The sequence below is a fragment of the Achromobacter spanius genome (assembly GCF_003994415.1).
GTDB lineage: Bacteria > Pseudomonadota > Gammaproteobacteria > Burkholderiales > Burkholderiaceae_B > Achromobacter > Achromobacter spanius_C.
Map to the genome: position 1 here is coordinate 4,285,970 of NZ_CP034689.1, position 17,614 is coordinate 4,303,583.

Sequence of the window (17,614 nt, forward strand, 5' to 3'; positions counted from 1 at the left end):
GGGCCAAATTCGTAGGATGGGTGTAGCGCGAGGTGTCGGGGGCAAGATCGCCGGGGGGCCATCGCGCGTAACCCATCTAGCGGCGGTCCGATTTATCTTCACCGGCGGCTGATGGGTTGCGCGCGTTCGGCGCTTGGGTTTTTCTGAACGTCTCCTCGCGCTCCACCCATCCTACGATCGCCCCGCACATTCGTGGGTCGCAACGTCCCACACGCGCACACCTGCCGACACATCGCGGCCAGCAGCCACTACGAAACCGCGCAAAACGTTTCCGTGGCCGCCCCAGGGGCCTCCCTCCTACAGGGCGGCGCCCGCTCGTGGCCTGCCGACACAGGAAAACACATCGCGAAACTTGCCCCTGGGCGCTTGCGGTCTTCATCATGGTCGGACACTTAACCGGAACACGGAGGTTTCATGCAGCGTTCCACTTACGCATTCCTATCCGCCGCCATCCTGACGACGGCGCTGTCCGGTGCTCCCGCGATGGCGCAGAACGCCAGCCAGCCGGCCGCTCAGCCGCAGATGGCCCCCGCCATCACCCAACCCACCGATCAGCAACTACAGCGCTTCGCTTCGGCATCGCAAAAGGTGTCGGGCGTGGTTGACGAATACCGTCCCAAGGTCGACGCCGCGAAGACCAACGACGACAAGCAGAAGGTCGTGCAGGAAGCCGACGCGAAGATGGTGCAGTTGGTGCGCGCCGACGGCCTGACGGTTGAAGAATTCAATGGCATTGGCCAGGCCGTTCAAAAAGATCCGCAGTTGAAGCAGCGGGTCATGAACCTGAGCCAGGGCAAGTCGAAGTAGGACATACAGGCATGACCGGCCGGACCGGGGATTGTCCGGCCCGCGCCACGCGTTCTTTGAGCGCGTGGCGCTTTTCATTTGTGCTCTCGGATTTGCGCTTTCCACTCGCGCGCCACGTTTTCCGCGCCACCGGAAAGCAGTATCCTGGCTGCCGGTTCCGCTATCGACCCCACTTCGAAGGAGCACGGCATCTTGACCCCGGATCTCACCCTGTATGACCTGGCTGGCGCCGACGAGACGCTGCGCTTCAGCCCGCACTGCTGGAAAACGCACATGGCGCTGGCCCACAAGGGGCTGTCGGCCAAGACCGTGCCGTGGCGCTTCACTGAGAAAGAAGCTATTGAATTTTCTGGCCAGAAGCTGGTGCCCGTGCTGGTGCACGACGAGCATGTGGTCAATGATTCCTGGCGCATCGCCTGCTATCTGGAAGACACCTTCCCCGAGCGGCCCTCGCTGTTCAATGGCGAGGGCGGCCGCGCGCTCAGCCTGTTCGCGAACTCCTGGGCCGACACCACCTTGGTGCCGGTGTTGGCGCGCTTGCTGCTGCCCGCCATCCACGAACTGATCCACGAGAAGGACAAGGATTATTTCCGGGCCTCGCGCGAAAAGCGTTTTGGCAGGCTTGAAGACTTGCCGGCGGCTTACGCCGAACAGATCGACGCGCTGCGGGCGGCGCTGCTGCCTTTGCGCCACACGCTGGGCAAGCAGCCGTTTTTGTCGGGCGCCCAGCACGGCTACGCCGACTATGCGGTCTTTGGCATGTTCATGTGGGCGCGCTGCACCAGCTCCTTGGAACTGCTGGCGGAAGACGATCCCGTTCACGCCTGGCGCGAACGGTTGCTGGACGCCTTTGGCGGCCTGGCGCGCAAGGCGCCGACCGCAGCCTGCTAAGAGGGGCCACCAAGCGGGCTAGCCAAGAGGGCCCGCTGAAAGGCCGCGCTAAGAGGCCGCGCTAAGAGGCCCTCGCTGATCAGGTCTTCAGGCGGTAACCCGTCTTGAAGATCCAGCGCACGCCGATCAGGCAGGCCAGCAGGAACACCAGCGTCATGCCCACGCTGACGCCCAGGCTGACGTCCGACACGCCATAGAATGCCCAGCGAAAGCCGCTGACCAGGTAGACCACCGGATTGAACAAGGTGGCGGTCTGCCAGAACGGCGGCAGCATCTTGATGGAATAGAAGGTACCGCCCAGGAAGGTCAGCGGCGTGACGATCATCAGTGGAATGATCTGCAGCTTTTCAAAGCCGTCGGCCCACACACCGATGATGAAGCCGAACAGGCTGAAGGTCACGGCGGTCAGCACCAGGAAGCCCAGCATCCAGAACGGGTGGGCAACCTCGAACGACACGAACAGCCGCGCCGTGGCCAGCATGATCAGCCCCAGGATGATGGACTTGCTGGCGGCCGCCCCCACATAGCCCATGACGATCTCAACATACGAGATGGGCGCGGAATGGATCTCATAGATGGTGCCGGAAAACCGTGGCATGTAGATGCCGAACGAGGCGTTGGCAATGCTTTGAGTCAACAGCGACAGCATGATCATGCCGGGCACGATGAAGGCGCCGTAGCTGACGCCGTCGATCTCGACCATGTGCGAGCCGATGGCCGACCCGAACACCACGAAATACAGCGACGTGGAAATGACGGGCGACAACACGCTTTGCATCAGCGTGCGCCAGGCGCGGGCCATTTCAAACAGGTAGATAGCGCGTATGGCGTAGAAGTTCATGATTGACCGTGTACCAGGCTGACGAAGATGTCCTCAAGCGAGCTTTCCGATGAACTCAGGTCGGTGAATTCAATCTGGAGCCGGCTCAGGTCCTGCAGCAACTGTGAAATTTGCCCGCCGCCCTGGTTGTCATAGGTGTAGACCAGCTTGTAGCCGTCGGCGGACAGGTCCAGTTGATAGGCGTCCAGCGCGGTGGGAATGCCCGGCAGCGGCGCCTTCAGCGTCAGGCTCAGTTGGCGCTTGCCCAGCTTGGCCATCAGCGCGTTCTTCTCTTCCACCAGGATGATCTCGCCCTTGCGGATCACCCCGATGCGGTCGGCCATTTCCTGCGCTTCTTCGATGTAGTGCGTGGTCAGGATGATGGTGACGCCGCTTTCGCGCAGCCGCCGCACCATTTCCCACATGCCGCGCCGCAATTCCACGTCCACACCCGCGGTGGGCTCGTCCAGGAACAGAATGGCCGGCTCATGCGACAGCGCCTTGGCGATCATCACGCGGCGCTTCATGCCGCCCGACAAGGCCATGATGCGGCTGTCCTTCTTGTCCCACAGCGACAAATCGCGCAGCACTTTTTCGATGTAGGCCGGGTTGGCCGGCTTGCCGAACAGGCCCCGGCTGAATGTGACCGTGTTCCACACGCTTTCGAAGGCGTCGGTGGAAATTTCCTGGGGTACGAGTCCGATCTTGGAACGCGCGGCGCGAAAGTCCGACACGATGTCATGGCCATCGGCCAGCACCCGGCCGTCGGACGGGTTGACGATGCCACAGATGATGCTGATCAGCGTCGTCTTGCCCGCGCCGTTCGGCCCGAGCAAGGCGAAGATTTCACCGCGCTGAATGTCCAGGTTGACGCCCTTGAGCGCCTGGAATCCCGAGGCGTATCGCTTGGATAAACCTTGAATTGAAATAACCGGCTGCACACAAGCCCCCAACGTAATCGATAGCCGGGGATTTTACTCGTTACACCAGGACCGCTTGGTCGGCCTGGTGGAACGCTGTGTTTGACATCTGGCGCTTACCGCCCCCAGCGCAGCACCAGGGGGTCCAGCCGGCGGGCGGTTTCCAGTAGGCCCTGGCGGACCTCGTCGCGCATCGGCGGGAACGGATGCCGGGGCGCGTCGCAATCAATCACGCCGCCCGCCTTCATCAAGGCCTTGGCCGTGAGGATGCCGCCCTGGCGGTTTTCATAATTGATCAGCGGCAGCCAGCGTTCATACAGACGGTACGCCTCGTCGCGCTGCCCTTGGCGATGCGCCTGGATGATGGGGCGGATGCCGTCGGCAAAGCCCCCGCCCGTCATCGAGCCCGTGGCGCCGGCATCCAGGTCGGGCAGCAGCGTGATGGCCTCTTCGCCATCCCACGGGCCTTCAATGGCCGCCCCGCCCAGCGCAATCAGGTCACGCAGCTTCGAGGCCGCGCCCGCGGTCTCGATCTTGAAATACGACACCTGCTCGATCTCGCGCGCCATCTTCGCCAGCAGCGCGGGCGACAGCGGCGTGCCCGCCACCGGCGCGTCCTGGATCATGATGGGAATATCCACCGCGTCCGACACCTGCTGGAAGAAGGCTTCGATCTGCGCCTCGGGCACCCGGATGGTGGCGCCGTGATACGGCGGCATGATCATCAGCATGGCGGCGCCCTGGTCTTGCGCGCGCCGGCTGCGCGCCGCGCAAACGCGCGTGCCGAAGTGCGTGGTTGTGACGATGACCGGCACGCGGCCGCTGACGTGTTCCAGTATGGTCCGCGTCAGTACCTCGCGCTCGTCGTCCGACAGCACGAACTGCTCCGAGAAATTGGCCAGGATGCACAGGCCGTCCACGCCAGAATCAATCATGAAATCCACCGCGCGCTTCTGGCTGGGCAGGTCCAGCTCACCCGATTCGGTGAACGTGGTGGGCACCACCGGGAAAATGCCGCGATAGCGCGGCGCCTGGGATGTCGGCGTCATGGTTGTGGTCAGGGTCATGGCGGCTTACTCGATGATGTTGAAATCGTTCAGGTATTCGGTCTTCAGCGTCAGCCCCAGGCCCGGCGTGTTGTCGTCCAGGTCGATAAACCCTTCCTTGGCCACGGGCTCGCCCTCGAAGATGTAGTAGAACAGCTCGTTGCCGACTTCCACATCAAACATCGGAAAGTACTCGCTCATGGGGGAAGCCAGCGTGCTCATCGTCAGGTGGTAGTTGTGCATCTGGCCGGCATGCGGAATGACCGGCACGCTGTAGGCTTCGCACAGCGCGTTGATCTTGTGCGCCGCCGTGATGCCGCCCACGCGGTTGGTGTCGTACTGCACCACCGACACGGCCTTCCTGTCCAGCAGTTGCTTGAAGCCATACAGCGAAAATTCGTGCTCGCCGCCCGAGATCGGAATCGAGGTCAGTTGGTTCAGCTCGGCGTAGCCGTCGATGTCATCCGCAATGACGGGCTCTTCGAGCCAGCGCGGCTCAAACTTTTCAAGCTTGGGCAGGATGCGCTTGGCATATTCCAGGTTCCAGCCCATATAGCATTCCAGCATCAGATCGGTGTCGTAGCCGATGACTTCGCGTATGGCCTCCACCGATTTCAGGTTCTCGACGACGCCCTTCTGAAGATGCGCGGGCCCATAGCCAAAGCGCATCTTGAACGCGGTAAAGCCCTGGTCCAGATAGGTTTGCGCTTCTTCCTGCATGGCTTTCAGGTCGGTGCGGTACAGCTTGGAGTAATAGACGGGAATCTTCTCCTTGGTGCGCCCGCCCAGCAGCTTGAAAACGGGCTTGCCCACCGACTTGCCCAGAATGTCCCAGATAGCCAGATCCACGCCTGAAATCGCCGCCATCGTCACGCCCTTGCGGCCCCAGGCATGCGTGGCGCGGTACATGCGCTGCCACAGGTATTCGTAGTCCCAGGGGTCTTGCCCCACCACCAGGGGCGCCAGGTATTGGTCGATGATGGCCTTGGCCACGCGCGGGGCCAGCGCCACATTGCCCAGCCCGACGATGCCGTCGTCGGTTTCCACTTCCACCACCGTCCAGCCATGAAAGCGGAACGTGCTCATGGTTTCCTCGCGTGAGTACAGCAGGTCCATGGCGTTGGAGCAGAAGTTGCCTTGCGGCGGCACGGTCTTGCCGGTCCATTCAAAGACACGGGCGCGGACGGATTTGATCTTCATGGTGTGGTCCCTGTTCAAACAAGAGAGGTTCGGTGCGATGCGCCCATGCGGCAGGCAATCAGGAACGCCTGCCAGGTGGCGTCCACATTGGCGCGGCCCTGGCCCGCGATGTCGTAAGCGGTGCCGTGCGCGGGCGTGGTGATGGGAATGGGCAGGCCGCCCTGCACCGTCACGCCGCGCGAGAAGCCCAGCAGCTTGATCGCGATCTGCCCCTGGTCGTGATACATGGTGACAATCGCCTGGAACTCGCCGGCCTGCGCCTTCAGGAAGATCGTGTCGGCGGGAAAGGGCCCGGCAATGGGCAGCCCTTCCTGATTCATCTGCCGCACGGCGGGTTCGATGATGTCGACCTCTTCGCGCCCGCAGGTGCCGCCGTCGCCGCCGTGCGGGTTGAACGCCGCCACCGCCACGCGCGGCTGGGCGATGCCATTGGCCTGCAATGACCGATAGATCAGGCGCGTGGCGGCCTTGATGCCGTCAACGCTAAGCGCGGCGGCGGCGTTCTTGAGCGGAATGTGCGACGACACGCGCGACGTCCACAGATCGCCCAGCGTATTGAATTCACAGAAGTAGCCCGTCACGCCCAGGTACTGCGCAAAGTGATGCAGCTCGTCGTCGTGCTTCAAGCCGCCCTGCTTCATGGCGAATTTGTTCAGGGGCGCAAAACAGATGGCGTCGATATGCCCGTCGCGCGCCGCGTCCATGCAAGCGTCAAGCACTTGCAGCACCGACGCGCCGCCGGGCGCCTGGGCTTGGCCCACCGTCACCTGCTCGGGCCGGACGGTGTCCATGGCCAGCCAGGCGGGCTGGCGGGTATCGGCGCGGCTCCGCACGGCGGCCATGCTGTCCACGGTTTGGGTCGGCACCTGCACGCCGGCTACGCGCTGGCCCTCGCGCCAGAGCCAGGCGTCGCCCACCAGCACAATGTTGGCGCGCTCGCACGCTTCAGGCCGGGCCAACAGGCGGGCGATGAGTTCGGCGCCGATGCCGGCCGGGTCGCCCAGGGTCAGGGCGATGACGGGTTTTTGCTGCGTGTCCATGTCAGGTCATTCCACGGAAATGTTGTTCTTCTTGATGATGTCGGCGTAGCGCTGGTTCTCAGCGGTATGGAACTGCGCGAACTGCGCCTGGCTCATCGGGGTGATGTCCGCGCCGATCGCCAGCAGCCGGGCCTGCGTTTCAGGCAGGGCCAGAATCTGGTTCACATCGTCATGGATGCGCGTCTGGATGGCGGCGGGCGTGTTGGCCGGCATGTAGATGCCGTACCAGGCGCTCATCTCCACACCCGACACGCCGGCCTCGGCCATGGTGGGCACATCGGGAAGCTGGGGATTGCGGCGGGCGCTCAGCACCGCCAGCGCGCGCACCTTGCCGCTCTTGATGTGCGGAATGACGGACGACGCGGTTTCAAACGCAATCTGCACCTGTCCGCCCATCAGGTCGACCATGGCGGGGCCACTGCCGCGATACGGGATGTGCGTCATCTGCACGCCGGTTGCGTCCTTGAACAGTTCAGCGGCAATGTGCTGCGTGCTGCCCGAGCCGCTGCTGGCGAAATTGAACTCGCCGGGACGGCGCTTGATCAGCGCAATCAGCGCCTGGACGGAATCAGCCGGCACCTGGTTATTGACCACCAGAATGTTCGGCACCGCCCCCACGAACACCACCGGCGTCAGGTCGCGGTCATTGTCGTAACCCAGCTTGAGCAGATGCGGGGCAATGGCGTGGGCGGTGGATACCCCCATGACCATGGTGTGCTTGTCGGCCGACTTCGCCGCCTGGTCCGCCGCCAGCGTGTTGGAAGCGCCCGGCTTGTTCTCCACGACGACGGTCTGGTTGAGCATCGGCCCCAGGCGGTCGGCCACGGCGCGCGCCATGGCGTCGGTGCCGCCGCCAGGCGCGGAGCCCACCAGCAGGCGCAACGGTTTGTTGGGCCAGTCGGCGTTTTGCGCCTGGGCGGGCGCCAGGGTTGCGAGGCACAGCGCGGCGGCCGCCAGGGCGAGCACAGCGCGGATGTCGCGGATATCACGAATCTTCATGGTTTGTCTCCTTGATGTTTCTTCGCCGCTTACGGCTTTGTTGTGAAGCCATCTTAGAAACATCGGCTGTTTCCGTAAAATGAAACTTTTGCACCAACCGTTCACTACAGGCGATCAATCATGGACCGCAATTTGAATGTTCCCGCCCTGCTCTCGCGGCTGCGCATGCGCCAGATCGTGCTGTTGCTGGCCATTGATGAACGCGGCACGCTGCGGGCGGCAGCGTCGCAACTGAACATGACCCAATCGGCGGCCAGCAAAATGCTGCACGAACTGGAATTGGCGCTGGGGCAGCCGCTGTTTGAACGGGTGGGCCGCGGGCTGGCGCTGACACCGGCCGGCGCTTGCGTGATGGGGTATTTCCGGGGCATGCGCGGCACCATGTCGTCGCTGGCGCGCGAGCTCGATGAACTTAGGCTGGGCAGCGCCGGCAAGCTGTTCATCGGCAGCATCATGGCGGCGTCGCCGGGGCATTTGACTGATGCCCTGCTGCGCTTGAAGCAGACGTATCCGCTGCTTGCCGTGGAGATCGCCACCGGCACCAGCGACCTGCTCATCGCGCAATTGAACGAAGGCAAGCTGGACGTGGTGATCGGGCGCATGCTGACCCTGTCGGATCGCAACTACGTGTTCCGGCCAATCGGCGACGAGGCGTTGTCAGTGATCGCGGCGGTGGACCACCCGCTGGCTTCGCCGCAGGCCGTGCATAAGCGCCTGGACTTCGAGGCGATGCTGGCGTATCCGTGGATTTTGCAACCCCACGGCAGCCCGATGCGCGAGGTGATAGAACAGGAATTCCGGTCGCATAACGTGGCGACGCCGCCAGGGTTGATCGAATCGGCGTCCATTCTGACGACCACCAACCTGGCCATGAAGTCGCACATGCTGGGCGTGATTCCGGAATCGGTAGCCAGCCGCTACGCGGCGCATGGCTTGTTGGCGATCCTGCCCTACCAGATCCGGCAATCGCTGACCGCCTTCGGCAGCATCGTGTCGCGCGACCGCCCGTTAAGCGCGGCCGGACAACATTTTGTCGACCTGCTGCACGATATTCAACGATGATGGGCGCGTTTTAGGCGAAATTTTGCCGCTGCGGGACGTACAATCGCCGATTGCGCAACGCGCGTGATTTATCCGAGGTCTTCCGTGAGTGCATTACCCGCCTGTCCCGCCTGCCAATCCGAATACACCTACGAAGACGGCGGCGTCTATATCTGCCCGGAGTGCGCGCATGAGTGGTCGGCCCAGGACACCGCCGCTGTCGTCGAAGAAGCGCGCGTCTACCGGGATTCCGCCGGCAACGTGCTTCAAGACGGCGACACCATCACCGTCATCAAGGACCTGAAGCTCAAGGGTTCCAGCGGCGTGGTGAAGATGGGCACGAAGGTCAAGGGCATCCGCCTGGTCGACAGCGACCACGACATCGATTGCAAGATCGACGGCTTTGGTCAGATGAGCCTGAAGTCGGAGTTCGTGAAGAAAATCTGACGCCACGTGCGCACCCCGGGCGGCACTGCGCCGCGCGGGGGGCCGTTCATGACGGCGATTCATAGCGGCCAGCTCAAGGCTGGCGTGTCACGGCTGTCCCATCAAGCCCCCCTCATCAAGACCGCCCCATCAAAGGTCTTCGTCTTCCGCCGCCTTGGGCATCAGGTAGGCCGTGAGCGTGCTGGACATACCCGCCATCACCCACAGCACGAAGAACGACACCGTATAAAAGCCCATGCGTCCCGTGGGCACGTACCCGAAGATCGCCACATCCAAGGGGTCAATCAGCGCGAATATCAGCGCGCTGCCTATCCCGGCCGCCATGAACGACGGCCACAGAATCCACATCAATGCACGCAGGCCCATCTGTGCTCTCCCTGCTCAAGGCTTGGCTTGCGCGGCGCCCGCGCCCTCGCTTGCCTGGGGTACGGCCTGCTCAATGACCAGGCCGCGCTTGACCACGCCGTCCTGGATAGGCTCGTGGATGAAGTTGCTGTAGGCGAAGTAGATCGTGATGAAGCATCCGACCATGGCTGCGAACGGGCCAGCCATCAGGATCCAGGGCCAGGGTTCCCGATACCAGGGCTTGGGGGTCGGGGCATGTTGAGCAAGTGTCATGAGCAGTCCTTGGCAGGCTTAGTCGGGTACGTAGAAACTGGCGGCCTCATCGGTATGGATGGAGCGGTTTTCGCCGTCGTGGCCGCGCGCGCGCAGCGTGATGGGGTGGGCGCCGGGTTCAGCGCCCGCGGGCGCGCGGATCACCATGGGCACCAGCTTGTTGGCGGCGGCCGGCACCTCGACCGTGTCCGACCCCTGACGCCCGGCCATCACTTGCAGCCCGGGCATGCCGTCGGCCGACAGACGCAACTGCATGGCGCTGTCCGACGTGTTGATGATCTGCAGGCGGTAGACGTTTTCGATCTGGCCGCCCGCCACTTCGCGCCCCAGCGCGCCCCGGTCGCGGATGACGTCCACCCGCAAGGGGTTGCGCATCGCCAACGAGGCAACAAACGCCACGACCAGAATCAGGATCAGCGTGCCGTAGATCAGCACACGCGGGCGCAGCAGATGCGACCGCGCGCTCTGGCTGCTCAGGCCGTCCTGCATGGCGCGGTCCGACGTGTAGCGGATCAGGCCGGGTTCGTACTGCATCTTGTCCATGACTTGTTCGCAGGCGTCGATACAGGCGCCGCAGCCAATGCACATGTATTGCAGGCCGTCGCGGATGTCGATACCCGTGGGGCAGACTTGCACGCACAGGCTGCAATCCACGCAATCGCCCAGGCCAGCCGCCTTGTGATCGACTTTGCGCGAACGCCCGCCGCGCGGGTCGCCCCGGCGCTTGTCATAGGTGACGACGAAGGTGTCCGGGTCCACCATGACGCTCTGGAAGCGGGCATAGGGGCACATGTACTTGCACACCGATTCGCGCATGAAGCCGGCGTTGCCCCAAGTGGCGAAGCCGTAGAACAGCATCCAGAACCATTGCCACGGGCCCAGTTGCAGCGTGAACAGTTCATGGCCCAGTTCGCGAATGGGCGCGAAGTAGCCGATGAAGGTGGACCCCGTCCACCAGGCCAGCGCGATCCATAAGAAGTGCTTGGTGATTTTCAGGCGCGCCTTGCGCAGGCTCCACGGCGACTCGTCCAGGCGGATGCGCGCAATGCGGTCGCCTTCGACCTTGCGCTCGATCCACATGAAGATTTCGGTGTAGACGGTTTGCGGACAGGCGTAGCCGCAGAACAAGCGGCCGGCCACGGCAGTGAAGAGGAACAGCGCCAGCGCCGAGATCACCAGCAGCACGGCCAGGTACACGACGTCTTGCGGCCACAGCACCAGGCCGAACAGATAGAACTTGCGCGCGCCCAGATCGAACAGCACGGCTTGGCGGCCGTTCCATTGCAGCCAGGGCAAACCGTAGAAGATGAGCTGGGTGATGAATACGAACGCGATGCGCCAGCGGGCGAAGATGCCACTGACAGAGCGCGGATAGATCTTGCTGCGCACGCCTGCCAACGTCTGCTCCAGGGTTTCAGCCCCCGGGCGTGGCGGCCGGGTGTGCGGGCGCCAGGGCGGCGGCTCGCCGCCAGGCGGCGTGCCCACGCTTGCGGTTGACCCATCATCCATATGCTGCTCCGTACGGTAAATCCGATGATGTGGGGTTGGCCGTGCGTGGCCCGCCCCACCTAAGCGCCACTGGCCGGCTTACTTGGCCAGGGGCGCGGTGCCAACAGCCGCGGTGTTGATCGCCGCGGTGTCGACCGCTTGCGCTGCTCCCGCACCTTCCGGCTTGTTCGACAGGCCCCACACCCAGGCCGTCAACACCTTGATCTGTTCAGGGTTCAGGATGTGTTCGTGCGCGGGCATGCGGTTGTCGCGGCCGTCCAGGATGGTCTTCACGATAGAGGCTTCCGAAGACCCGTACAGCCACACGTCGTCCGTCAGGTTGGGCGCGCCCATCAACTGATTGCCCTTACCGTCCACGCCGTGGCACGCCACACAGAAGTTGCCAAACTCGCGCTTGCCGCGAAACACGCGGATGGGGTCCGCCGTCAGCCCCGACAGCGAACGCACGTACTGCGCGATGTCGCCCGCCGCCTTCGCATCGATGGCGGACTTCCAGGGCGGCATCACGCCGTGGCGGCCTTCCTTGATGGTCTTCATGATGACTTCCGGCGAACCGCCATGCAGCCAGTCGCCATCGGTCAGGTTGGGAAAGCTGGGGCCGCCCTTGGCGTCCGAGCCATGGCATTGCGCGCAGTTGTTCAGGAACAGGCGCTGGCCGATTTCGCGGGCGCCCGCGTCCTGTGCGATCTGCGGCACGGTCATGGTTTCAAAACGCGCGTAGATGGGGCGCACGGCATCGGCCATCTTGGCCTGGTGCCGCGCCACCTCTTCCGTGCTGCTGTAGCCCAGTTGGCCCTTGTACGAGCCCAGGCCCGGCATGAAGAACAGATAGCCCAGCGCGAACAGGCAGGCCAGCAGGTACATCCACGTCCACCAGGTGGGAACGGGATTGTTCAGTTCGGTCAGGTCGCCGTCCCAGACGTGGCCGGTGTCTTCCACCTGCCCGGCGGCCGGCTTGGCGCCCAGCCAGCGGCGCTGCGTGTACAGCAGCCACACGCACCAGAGCACGCCGCCCACGGCGACCACCGAAATGAAAATCCCCCAGAAGCCATTGACGAAATCGCTCATGATCGATTCGCTCCATCTTGTTGTGCCTGGCCGAATTCATCGGGCAGGGCGAACGGCAACATGGCCGCGTCGCGGTTGGCGCCCTGGCGGCCGCGCGAGCAGGCCCACCAGACGATGCCGAAAAAGGTCGCCATGGAAATGGCGGTAACGATTGCGCTCAGATAAGCCACCATGGTCAGCCTCCGGTGGCGGGTTGCGCCGCGGACTGCGCGGTCGGCTCGGCCGATTCAGCGCCCTTCTTGGCCTGTTCCGCCTTCGTTGCCTCTTCCGCCTTCTTGGCCTCTTCTGCCTTCTTGGCTTCAGCCGCCTGCTTGGCGAGGCGCACACCCACGCCCAGGCTTTGCAGGTAATCCACCAGCGCGTCCTCTTCCGTCTTGCCTTCGATTGCCTTCGGCGCGGCGGCGATCTGCTCGTCGGTGTAGGGCACACCCAGCGTGCGCAAGGCGCGCATGCGCTCGGCCACGTTCTGCCCGGTGATTACCGTCTTTTGCAGCCAGGGATAGGCGGGCATGTTCGATTCCGGCACCACCTTGCGCGGGTCGCGCAGGTGAATGCGGTGCCAATCGTCGGAATAGCGTTCGCCCACGCGCGCCAGGTCTGGCCCGGTGCGCTTGGAGCCCCACAGGAACGGATGGTCGAAGACCGATTCCGCCGCCGTCGAATACGAGCCGTAGCGTTGCACTTCGGCGGCCAGCACGCGCACCTGCTGCGAGTGGCAGCCCACGCAGCCTTCGCGGATGTACACGTCGCGCCCCATCAGCCGCAGCGGGCTGTAGGGTTCGACGCCCGCCACGGGCTGGGTGGTGCTGTGCTGGAAGAACAGCGGAATGATCTGAACCAGGCCCGCGAAGGACACCACCAGGATGCTGGCGATGATCATCCAGCCGATGTTCTTCTCAAGCGTCTGGTGAGAAAAGAAGCCAGTTTTATTGTTGGCCATGATGTCCTCGTCAAGCAGTGGCCGGCACGGCGGGCGCGGCGGGCACGTCGGTCGCTGCGACCGGCGGGCGGGCGGCATGGGGGTCGTCTTCGGGAATGGCGGGGTTGACCGGCAGCGCACCGCGCACCGTCATCCACACGTTCCAGGCCATGACGAACACGCCCGACAGGAACAGCGCGCCGCCCAGCAAACGGATCAGGTAGTACGGCACGCGCGTCTTCAGTTCTTCAACGAAGCTGTAGACCAGGGTGCCGTCGCCGGCGGTGTCGCGCCACATCAGACCCTGCTGCACGCCGGCAATCCACATGGCGGCGATGTACAGCACCACGCCGATGGTGGCGATCCAGAAGTGCAGTTCGATGGCCTTCACGCTGTACATCTTTTCGCGGCCATACAGGCGCGGGATCAGGTAGTAGAGCGAGCCGAAGGAAATCATCGCCACCCAACCCAGCGCGCCGGAATGCACGTGGCCGATGGTCCAGTCCGTGTAGTGCGACAGCGAATTGACCGTGCGGATCGACATCATCGACCCTTCAAACGTGGACATGCCGTAGAACGACAGCGCGGTGACCATGAACTTCAGGATCGGGTCGGTGCGCAGCTTGTACCAGGCGCCTTGCAGCGTCATGATGCCGTTGATCATCCCGCCCCAGGACGGCGCCAGCAGAATCAGCGAAAACGTCATGCCCAGCGATTGCGTCCAGTCAGGCAGCGACGTGTACAGCAGGTGGTGCGGACCCGCCCACATGTACGTGAAGGCCAGTGCCCAGAAGTGCACGATGGACAGACGGTACGAATAGATCGGGCGGCCGGCCTGCTTAGGCACGAAGTAATACATCATGCCCAGGAAGCTGGTGGTCAGGAAAAAGCCCACCGCGTTATGGCCGTACCACCACTGCACCATGGCGTCCTGCACGCCGGCGTAAGCCGAGTACGACTTCCACATCGACACCGGCATTTCAATGTTGTTGAAGATGTGCAGGATGGCGATGGTGAGGATGTACGAGCCGAAGAACCAGTTGGCCACGTAGATGTGCTTGGACCGGCGCTTGACGATGGTGCCGAAGAACACGATGGCGTAGGCCACCCAGACCAAGGTGATCAGGATGTCGATGGGCCATTCGAGTTCAGCGTATTCCTTGCTGCTGGTGAAGCCCATCGGCAAGGTGATGGCGGCGGCCACGATGACGATCTGCCAGCCCCAGAACGTGAAGGCGGCAAGCTTGTCGCAGAACAGCCGCGCCTGACAGGTGCGCTGGACGACGTAGTACGACGTCGTGAACAACGCGCTACCGCCAAAGGCGAAAATCACCGCGTTGGTGTGCAGCGGGCGCAGACGGCCGTAGCTGAGCCATGCGGTATCGAAATTCAACTGTGGCCAAATCAGCTGCGCGGCGATAAAAACGCCCACAGCCATGCCGACAATGGCCCAAACCACCGTCATGAGCGCGAACTGCCTCACGATCTTGTAGTTGAAGGTGTCGGCCTTGCTTGCGATTGCGGCGCAATCGTTCATCACCCTTCCCCCAAAGTAACAAATAGCTCCAGGCTTGAATGATGGGACCGGGTTCAGAAGTCGGCGTTGATATGGATCAAGCGCGCGTGGGGCAGCAAGGGAACGCGGCAACGCCGCAACGCATCAGCAAGGGTTTGTTATGAATTAGCGCCGCGGCCAGCGCGGCCGCTGTCGTCATCGCGCAGGATCGCCGTGCCGGCGCTGTCGGTATCGTCGTACTGGCCGTTGAACACGGCCCACCAGAGCGATACGCCGATGGCCAGCACGAACAGCAGCGACAGGGGCAGCAACAAGTACAGGATGGTCATTGCGCAGTTTCCATCCTGGCTGCTTCCAACGCGCCCACGGGGGCAGCACCGCCGGACCAGTCGCGGCGGCACAGGCGCCACGAGTTATAGGCCACCGCCAACGACGACACCAGCATCGTGATGGCGGCCAGCCAGGGCTGCACCCAACCCATCAACGCCAGCGGCGTCATCAGCAGATGCCAGACAAGCGAACCGTACAGGTTCTGCCGCGCCTTGTGACGCGCCTGGCTCAACAGCGCATCCAGCGCGGCGTCGGGCATGGTGGGATGCGCTGCCAGCGCCGAGTGCGCGGACGCCATCGCCGTGGGCACCGCCATCGACATGGCGCAAGGGCAGCTCATCACCAGCAGCGCCACCATCACGGGCAGGCTGTGGGCGGGGTCGATATAGGCCCAGCCAATTGCAGCGGCCAGCGCCAACGCCACCTGCGCCAGAACAAAACGCGACGCCAGGCGATCGGCGCGCGCACCCAGGTCCAGCCGCTGCGCCTCAACGCGCTGATGACGCAACCCGCCCGCCGCGCCGCCAAACGATTGCCGGGCGCACAGTTCCAGGTAGCGCGCGGTCAGCAGAAACGCCACGAACATCGTGACGGAATCAAAATAGACTTCGCCGCGCCCCGTCCAGGTGGCGTGCACGCTGGGTATGAACGCGGCCACGATGCCCAGCGCCACCGGCACGTCCATGCCGGCGCGGCCTTGGCGCAGGTTGTCGCCGGCATGGCGCCAGATGGGCCAGGCGGAATACAGCACCACGGGAATGGTCAGCGCGAAGCTGGCCCAGTTCATCAGCACGATGGCCCAGTCCAGCGTTTCCAGGGCGTCGGCGGGCATGCTGTCGTGGCGCAGGTAGCCGGGCCAGGCAAACATCATCACCTGCATCATCGCCAGCCAGGCCAGCGACAGGCGCACCAAGGCATGGCGACGCTGCTGGCGGTCGGTATCCGACAGGCAGGACGGGACGGCGAAGATCGATTTTGCTCGCATGCGCCGATGGTAACGAGCGCCCCCGCCCACCGCCTTGATCTGGATCAAGCCGCTTTTTGTTGCGGCTTGCCAGGCGTGTCCAGCATGTCCAGAGATCGCATCAAGGGCGTTGCAGCCGCAGCACGGCCACCACCGCGCGAATCAACTCGGCCAGATCGTCGCCATCAATCGTCAGCGCCGGCGTCAGGTACACGACGTTGCCGAAGGGGCGCACCCACACGCCCGCGTCAACCAGCCGGCGCTTCAAGGCTTCGCGGTCGGTGATGCCGTCCAGCTCCACCACGCCGATGGCGCCTAGCACGCGCACGTCGCGCACCCAGGGCAAGTCGCGGCAGGGTTCCAGGCCGGTTGCCAAGGCCAGCGACAGCGCTTGGGCCTGCGCCAGCCGGGGTTCGGACTCGAACAGATCCAGCGAGGCATTGGCCGCCGCGCAGGCCAGCGCATTGCCCATGAACGTGGGGCCGTGCATCAGCGCGTGCGCCGGGTTGTCGGACCAGAAGGCGTCGAACACCCGGTTGCTGGCCACCGTGGCGGCCAGCGGCAGCGTGCCGCCCGTCAGCGCCTTGGACAAGGTGATGATGTCGGGCTTGATGCCGGCCTGCTCGAAGGCGAACATGGTGCCGGTGCGCCCGAAGCCGGTGAAGATTTCGTCAAAGATCAGCAAGAGGCCGTGGCGGTCCGCCAGGCGGCGCAAGCGGCGCAGCACTTCCGGGTCATGCAGCAGCATGCCGCCCGCGCCCTGCACCAGCGGCTCGACAAGAATGCCCGCCAGTTGCGGCGCGCGCGCTTGCAGGAACTGATCCAGCGCGGCGTAGGCGGCGTCGTCGCGCGGCAGGTCCACGATGTCGTGCTCGGCCAGCATGCCCCGGTACAGGCTGTGCATGCCCTCGTCGGGGTCGCACACGGCCATGGTGCCGAACGTATCGCCGTGATAGCCGCCGCGAAACGCTACAAAGCGGCTGCGACCGCGCTCGCCCTGGTTCAGCCAGAACTGCACCGCCATCTTCATGGCGACCTCGACCGCCACCGACCCGGAGTCGGTGTAGAAGACGCGGTCCAGCCCCGGCCCCAGCAAGCCGGCCAGGCGGCGCGCCAGCGTGAGTGCGGGCTCGTGAGTCAGGCCGCCAAACATCACATGCGGCATGGCATCCAATTGCGCGCGCACGGCCTGGGCGATGTGCGGGTGGTTGTAACCGTGACAGGCCGTCCACCAGGACGCCACGCCATCGATCAGGCTGCGCCCGTCCGCCAGTTCCAGCCGGCTGCCTTGGCTGCGCACCACGGGCAGCGGCGGCGTCACCGTTTTCATTTGGGCATAGGGCAGCCAGATATGGGCTTGGCCCTGGGCCACCCAGTCGGGCGTGTGCATGGTTGAGCTCCGAAAAAACAGGCGCGGTCGCAGGGGCATTCCTGGCGTCCCGGACCCCGGAAAACGCCGTGCGCGCCTCCACTACAATG

The 17,614-nt window shown here is 64.0% G+C and carries 20 protein-coding genes; 4 read left to right on the plus strand and 16 right to left on the minus strand.

From position 1 onward, the window contains the following. The first annotated feature begins 414 nt into the window (after positions 1-414). Positions 415-807, plus strand: coding sequence for a DUF4168 domain-containing protein (locus tag ELS24_RS19525; RefSeq protein WP_050445044.1), 393 nt, complete (start codon positions 415-417; stop codon positions 805-807). A 192-nt stretch (positions 808-999) separates the two neighbouring features. After that, on the plus strand, positions 1,000-1,698 hold the full coding sequence (locus ELS24_RS19530) for a glutathione S-transferase family protein (RefSeq protein ID WP_127185094.1): 699 nt from the start codon (positions 1,000-1,002) through the stop codon (positions 1,696-1,698). A 79-nt stretch (positions 1,699-1,777) separates the two neighbouring features. Here the strand turns inward: ELS24_RS19530 and ELS24_RS19535 are convergent, their stop codons facing one another. The 6 genes from ELS24_RS19535 to ELS24_RS19560 form a co-directional block, all read right to left on the minus strand. Continuing rightward, positions 1,778-2,539, minus strand: coding sequence for an ABC transporter permease (locus ELS24_RS19535; RefSeq protein WP_050445042.1), 762 nt, complete (start codon positions 2,537-2,539; stop codon positions 1,778-1,780). Next, positions 2,536-3,459, minus strand: a complete 924-nt coding sequence (locus ELS24_RS19540; RefSeq protein ID WP_127185095.1) for an ABC transporter ATP-binding protein — start codon at positions 3,457-3,459, stop codon at positions 2,536-2,538. The genes ELS24_RS19535 and ELS24_RS19540 overlap by 4 nt, the downstream gene beginning before the upstream one ends. Positions 3,460-3,554: 95 nt before the next feature. After that, positions 3,555-4,487 (minus strand): dihydrodipicolinate synthase family protein, encoded by a 933-nt coding sequence (locus ELS24_RS19545; RefSeq protein WP_127186402.1) that lies wholly within the window; start codon positions 4,485-4,487, stop codon positions 3,555-3,557. Positions 4,488-4,511: 24 nt separating this feature from the next. After that, positions 4,512-5,684, minus strand: coding sequence for an L-rhamnonate dehydratase (locus ELS24_RS19550; RefSeq protein WP_127185096.1), 1,173 nt, complete (start codon positions 5,682-5,684; stop codon positions 4,512-4,514). A 14-nt stretch (positions 5,685-5,698) separates the two neighbouring features. After that, positions 5,699-6,724, minus strand: a complete 1,026-nt coding sequence (locus ELS24_RS19555; protein WP_127185097.1) for a 4-hydroxythreonine-4-phosphate dehydrogenase PdxA — start codon at positions 6,722-6,724, stop codon at positions 5,699-5,701. A gap of 6 nt (positions 6,725-6,730) precedes the next feature. Continuing rightward, the gene (locus ELS24_RS19560) at positions 6,731-7,723 is read right to left on the minus strand and encodes a Bug family tripartite tricarboxylate transporter substrate binding protein (protein ID WP_127185098.1); all 993 of its coding nucleotides are present in this window, start codon (positions 7,721-7,723) and stop codon (positions 6,731-6,733) included. Positions 7,724-7,843: 120 nt separating this feature from the next. Between ELS24_RS19560 and ELS24_RS19565 the strand changes: the two genes are divergently transcribed. Then, on the plus strand, positions 7,844-8,785 hold the full coding sequence (locus ELS24_RS19565) for a LysR family transcriptional regulator (protein WP_050445037.1): 942 nt from the start codon (positions 7,844-7,846) through the stop codon (positions 8,783-8,785). An 84-nt stretch (positions 8,786-8,869) separates the two neighbouring features. Then, positions 8,870-9,211: a zinc ribbon domain-containing protein YjdM gene (locus ELS24_RS19570; RefSeq protein ID WP_050445036.1), complete on the plus strand. Its 342-nt coding sequence runs from the start codon at positions 8,870-8,872 to the stop codon at positions 9,209-9,211. Positions 9,212-9,340: 129 nt separating this feature from the next. On the opposite strand, the gene ELS24_RS19575 is transcribed toward ELS24_RS19570, so the two are convergent. The 10 genes from ELS24_RS19575 to ELS24_RS19620 form a co-directional block, all read right to left on the minus strand. Then, positions 9,341-9,577, minus strand: coding sequence for a hypothetical protein (locus ELS24_RS19575; protein ID WP_050445035.1), 237 nt, complete (start codon positions 9,575-9,577; stop codon positions 9,341-9,343). Positions 9,578-9,592: 15 nt separating this feature from the next. After that, complete coding sequence (locus tag ELS24_RS19580) at positions 9,593-9,829, minus strand: FixH family protein (protein ID WP_127185099.1); 237 nt, start codon at positions 9,827-9,829, stop codon at positions 9,593-9,595. Between the two features lie 18 nt (positions 9,830-9,847). After that, positions 9,848-11,338 (minus strand): cytochrome c oxidase accessory protein CcoG, encoded by a 1,491-nt coding sequence (gene ccoG, locus ELS24_RS19585; protein ID WP_127185100.1) that lies wholly within the window; start codon positions 11,336-11,338, stop codon positions 9,848-9,850. A gap of 78 nt (positions 11,339-11,416) precedes the next feature. Further along, entirely contained in the window at positions 11,417-12,406 is a 990-nt protein-coding gene (ccoP, locus tag ELS24_RS19590) for a cytochrome-c oxidase, cbb3-type subunit III (protein ID WP_127185101.1), read from the minus strand. Then, on the minus strand, positions 12,403-12,579 hold the full coding sequence (locus ELS24_RS19595; RefSeq protein WP_050445031.1) for a cbb3-type cytochrome oxidase subunit 3: 177 nt from the start codon (positions 12,577-12,579) through the stop codon (positions 12,403-12,405). Before ELS24_RS19595 ends, ccoP begins: the two co-directional genes overlap by 4 nt. Positions 12,580-12,581: 2 nt before the next feature. After that, positions 12,582-13,346, minus strand: coding sequence for a cytochrome-c oxidase, cbb3-type subunit II (gene ccoO, locus ELS24_RS19600; RefSeq protein ID WP_127185102.1), 765 nt, complete (start codon positions 13,344-13,346; stop codon positions 12,582-12,584). Between the two features lie 10 nt (positions 13,347-13,356). Continuing rightward, the gene (gene ccoN, locus ELS24_RS19605; RefSeq protein WP_127185103.1) at positions 13,357-14,862 is read right to left on the minus strand and encodes a cytochrome-c oxidase, cbb3-type subunit I; all 1,506 of its coding nucleotides are present in this window, start codon (positions 14,860-14,862) and stop codon (positions 13,357-13,359) included. 137 nt (positions 14,863-14,999) lie between these two features. Then, positions 15,000-15,170: a cbb3-type cytochrome oxidase assembly protein CcoS gene (gene ccoS, locus ELS24_RS19610; RefSeq protein WP_083447214.1), complete on the minus strand. Its 171-nt coding sequence runs from the start codon at positions 15,168-15,170 to the stop codon at positions 15,000-15,002. Then, a complete protein-coding gene (locus ELS24_RS19615; protein WP_127185104.1) occupies positions 15,167-16,156 on the minus strand; it encodes a hypothetical protein in 990 nt (329 codons plus the stop codon). Before ELS24_RS19615 ends, ccoS begins: the two co-directional genes overlap by 4 nt. A 100-nt stretch (positions 16,157-16,256) precedes the next feature. Next, positions 16,257-17,525, minus strand: coding sequence for an adenosylmethionine--8-amino-7-oxononanoate transaminase (locus tag ELS24_RS19620; protein ID WP_127185105.1), 1,269 nt, complete (start codon positions 17,523-17,525; stop codon positions 16,257-16,259). Between the last annotated feature and the right edge of the window lie 89 nt (positions 17,526-17,614).

What these genes read in the sequence shown, in the direction of transcription:
- ELS24_RS19525 (WP_050445044.1), top strand. Translation starts at nt 415, where the DNA reads ATGCAGCGTTCCACTTACGCATTCCTATCCGCCGCCATCCTGACGACG.
- ELS24_RS19535 (WP_050445042.1), bottom strand. Translation starts at nt 2,539, where the DNA reads ATGAACTTCTACGCCATACGCGCTATCTACCTGTTTGAAATGGCCCGC.
- ELS24_RS19545 (WP_127186402.1), bottom strand. Translation starts at nt 4,487, where the DNA reads ATGACGCCGACATCCCAGGCGCCGCGCTATCGCGGCATTTTCCCGGTG.
- ELS24_RS19550 (WP_127185096.1), bottom strand. Translation starts at nt 5,684, where the DNA reads ATGAAGATCAAATCCGTCCGCGCCCGTGTCTTTGAATGGACCGGCAAG.
- ELS24_RS19555 (WP_127185097.1), bottom strand. Translation starts at nt 6,724, where the DNA reads ATGGACACGCAGCAAAAACCCGTCATCGCCCTGACCCTGGGCGACCCG.
- ELS24_RS19560 (WP_127185098.1), bottom strand. Translation starts at nt 7,723, where the DNA reads ATGAAGATTCGTGATATCCGCGACATCCGCGCTGTGCTCGCCCTGGCG.
- ELS24_RS19565 (WP_050445037.1), top strand. Translation starts at nt 7,844, where the DNA reads ATGGACCGCAATTTGAATGTTCCCGCCCTGCTCTCGCGGCTGCGCATG.
- ELS24_RS19575 (WP_050445035.1), bottom strand. Translation starts at nt 9,577, where the DNA reads ATGGGCCTGCGTGCATTGATGTGGATTCTGTGGCCGTCGTTCATGGCG.
- ELS24_RS19580 (WP_127185099.1), bottom strand. Translation starts at nt 9,829, where the DNA reads ATGACACTTGCTCAACATGCCCCGACCCCCAAGCCCTGGTATCGGGAA.
- ccoG (WP_127185100.1), bottom strand. Translation starts at nt 11,338, where the DNA reads ATGGATGATGGGTCAACCGCAAGCGTGGGCACGCCGCCTGGCGGCGAG.
- ccoP (WP_127185101.1), bottom strand. Translation starts at nt 12,406, where the DNA reads ATGAGCGATTTCGTCAATGGCTTCTGGGGGATTTTCATTTCGGTGGTC.
- ELS24_RS19595 (WP_050445031.1), bottom strand. Translation starts at nt 12,579, where the DNA reads ATGGTGGCTTATCTGAGCGCAATCGTTACCGCCATTTCCATGGCGACC.
- ccoO (WP_127185102.1), bottom strand. Translation starts at nt 13,346, where the DNA reads ATGGCCAACAATAAAACTGGCTTCTTTTCTCACCAGACGCTTGAGAAG.
- ccoN (WP_127185103.1), bottom strand. Translation starts at nt 14,862, where the DNA reads ATGAACGATTGCGCCGCAATCGCAAGCAAGGCCGACACCTTCAACTAC.
- ccoS (WP_083447214.1), bottom strand. Translation starts at nt 15,170, where the DNA reads ATGACCATCCTGTACTTGTTGCTGCCCCTGTCGCTGCTGTTCGTGCTG.
- ELS24_RS19615 (WP_127185104.1), bottom strand. Translation starts at nt 16,156, where the DNA reads ATGCGAGCAAAATCGATCTTCGCCGTCCCGTCCTGCCTGTCGGATACC.
- ELS24_RS19620 (WP_127185105.1), bottom strand. Translation starts at nt 17,525, where the DNA reads ATGCACACGCCCGACTGGGTGGCCCAGGGCCAAGCCCATATCTGGCTG.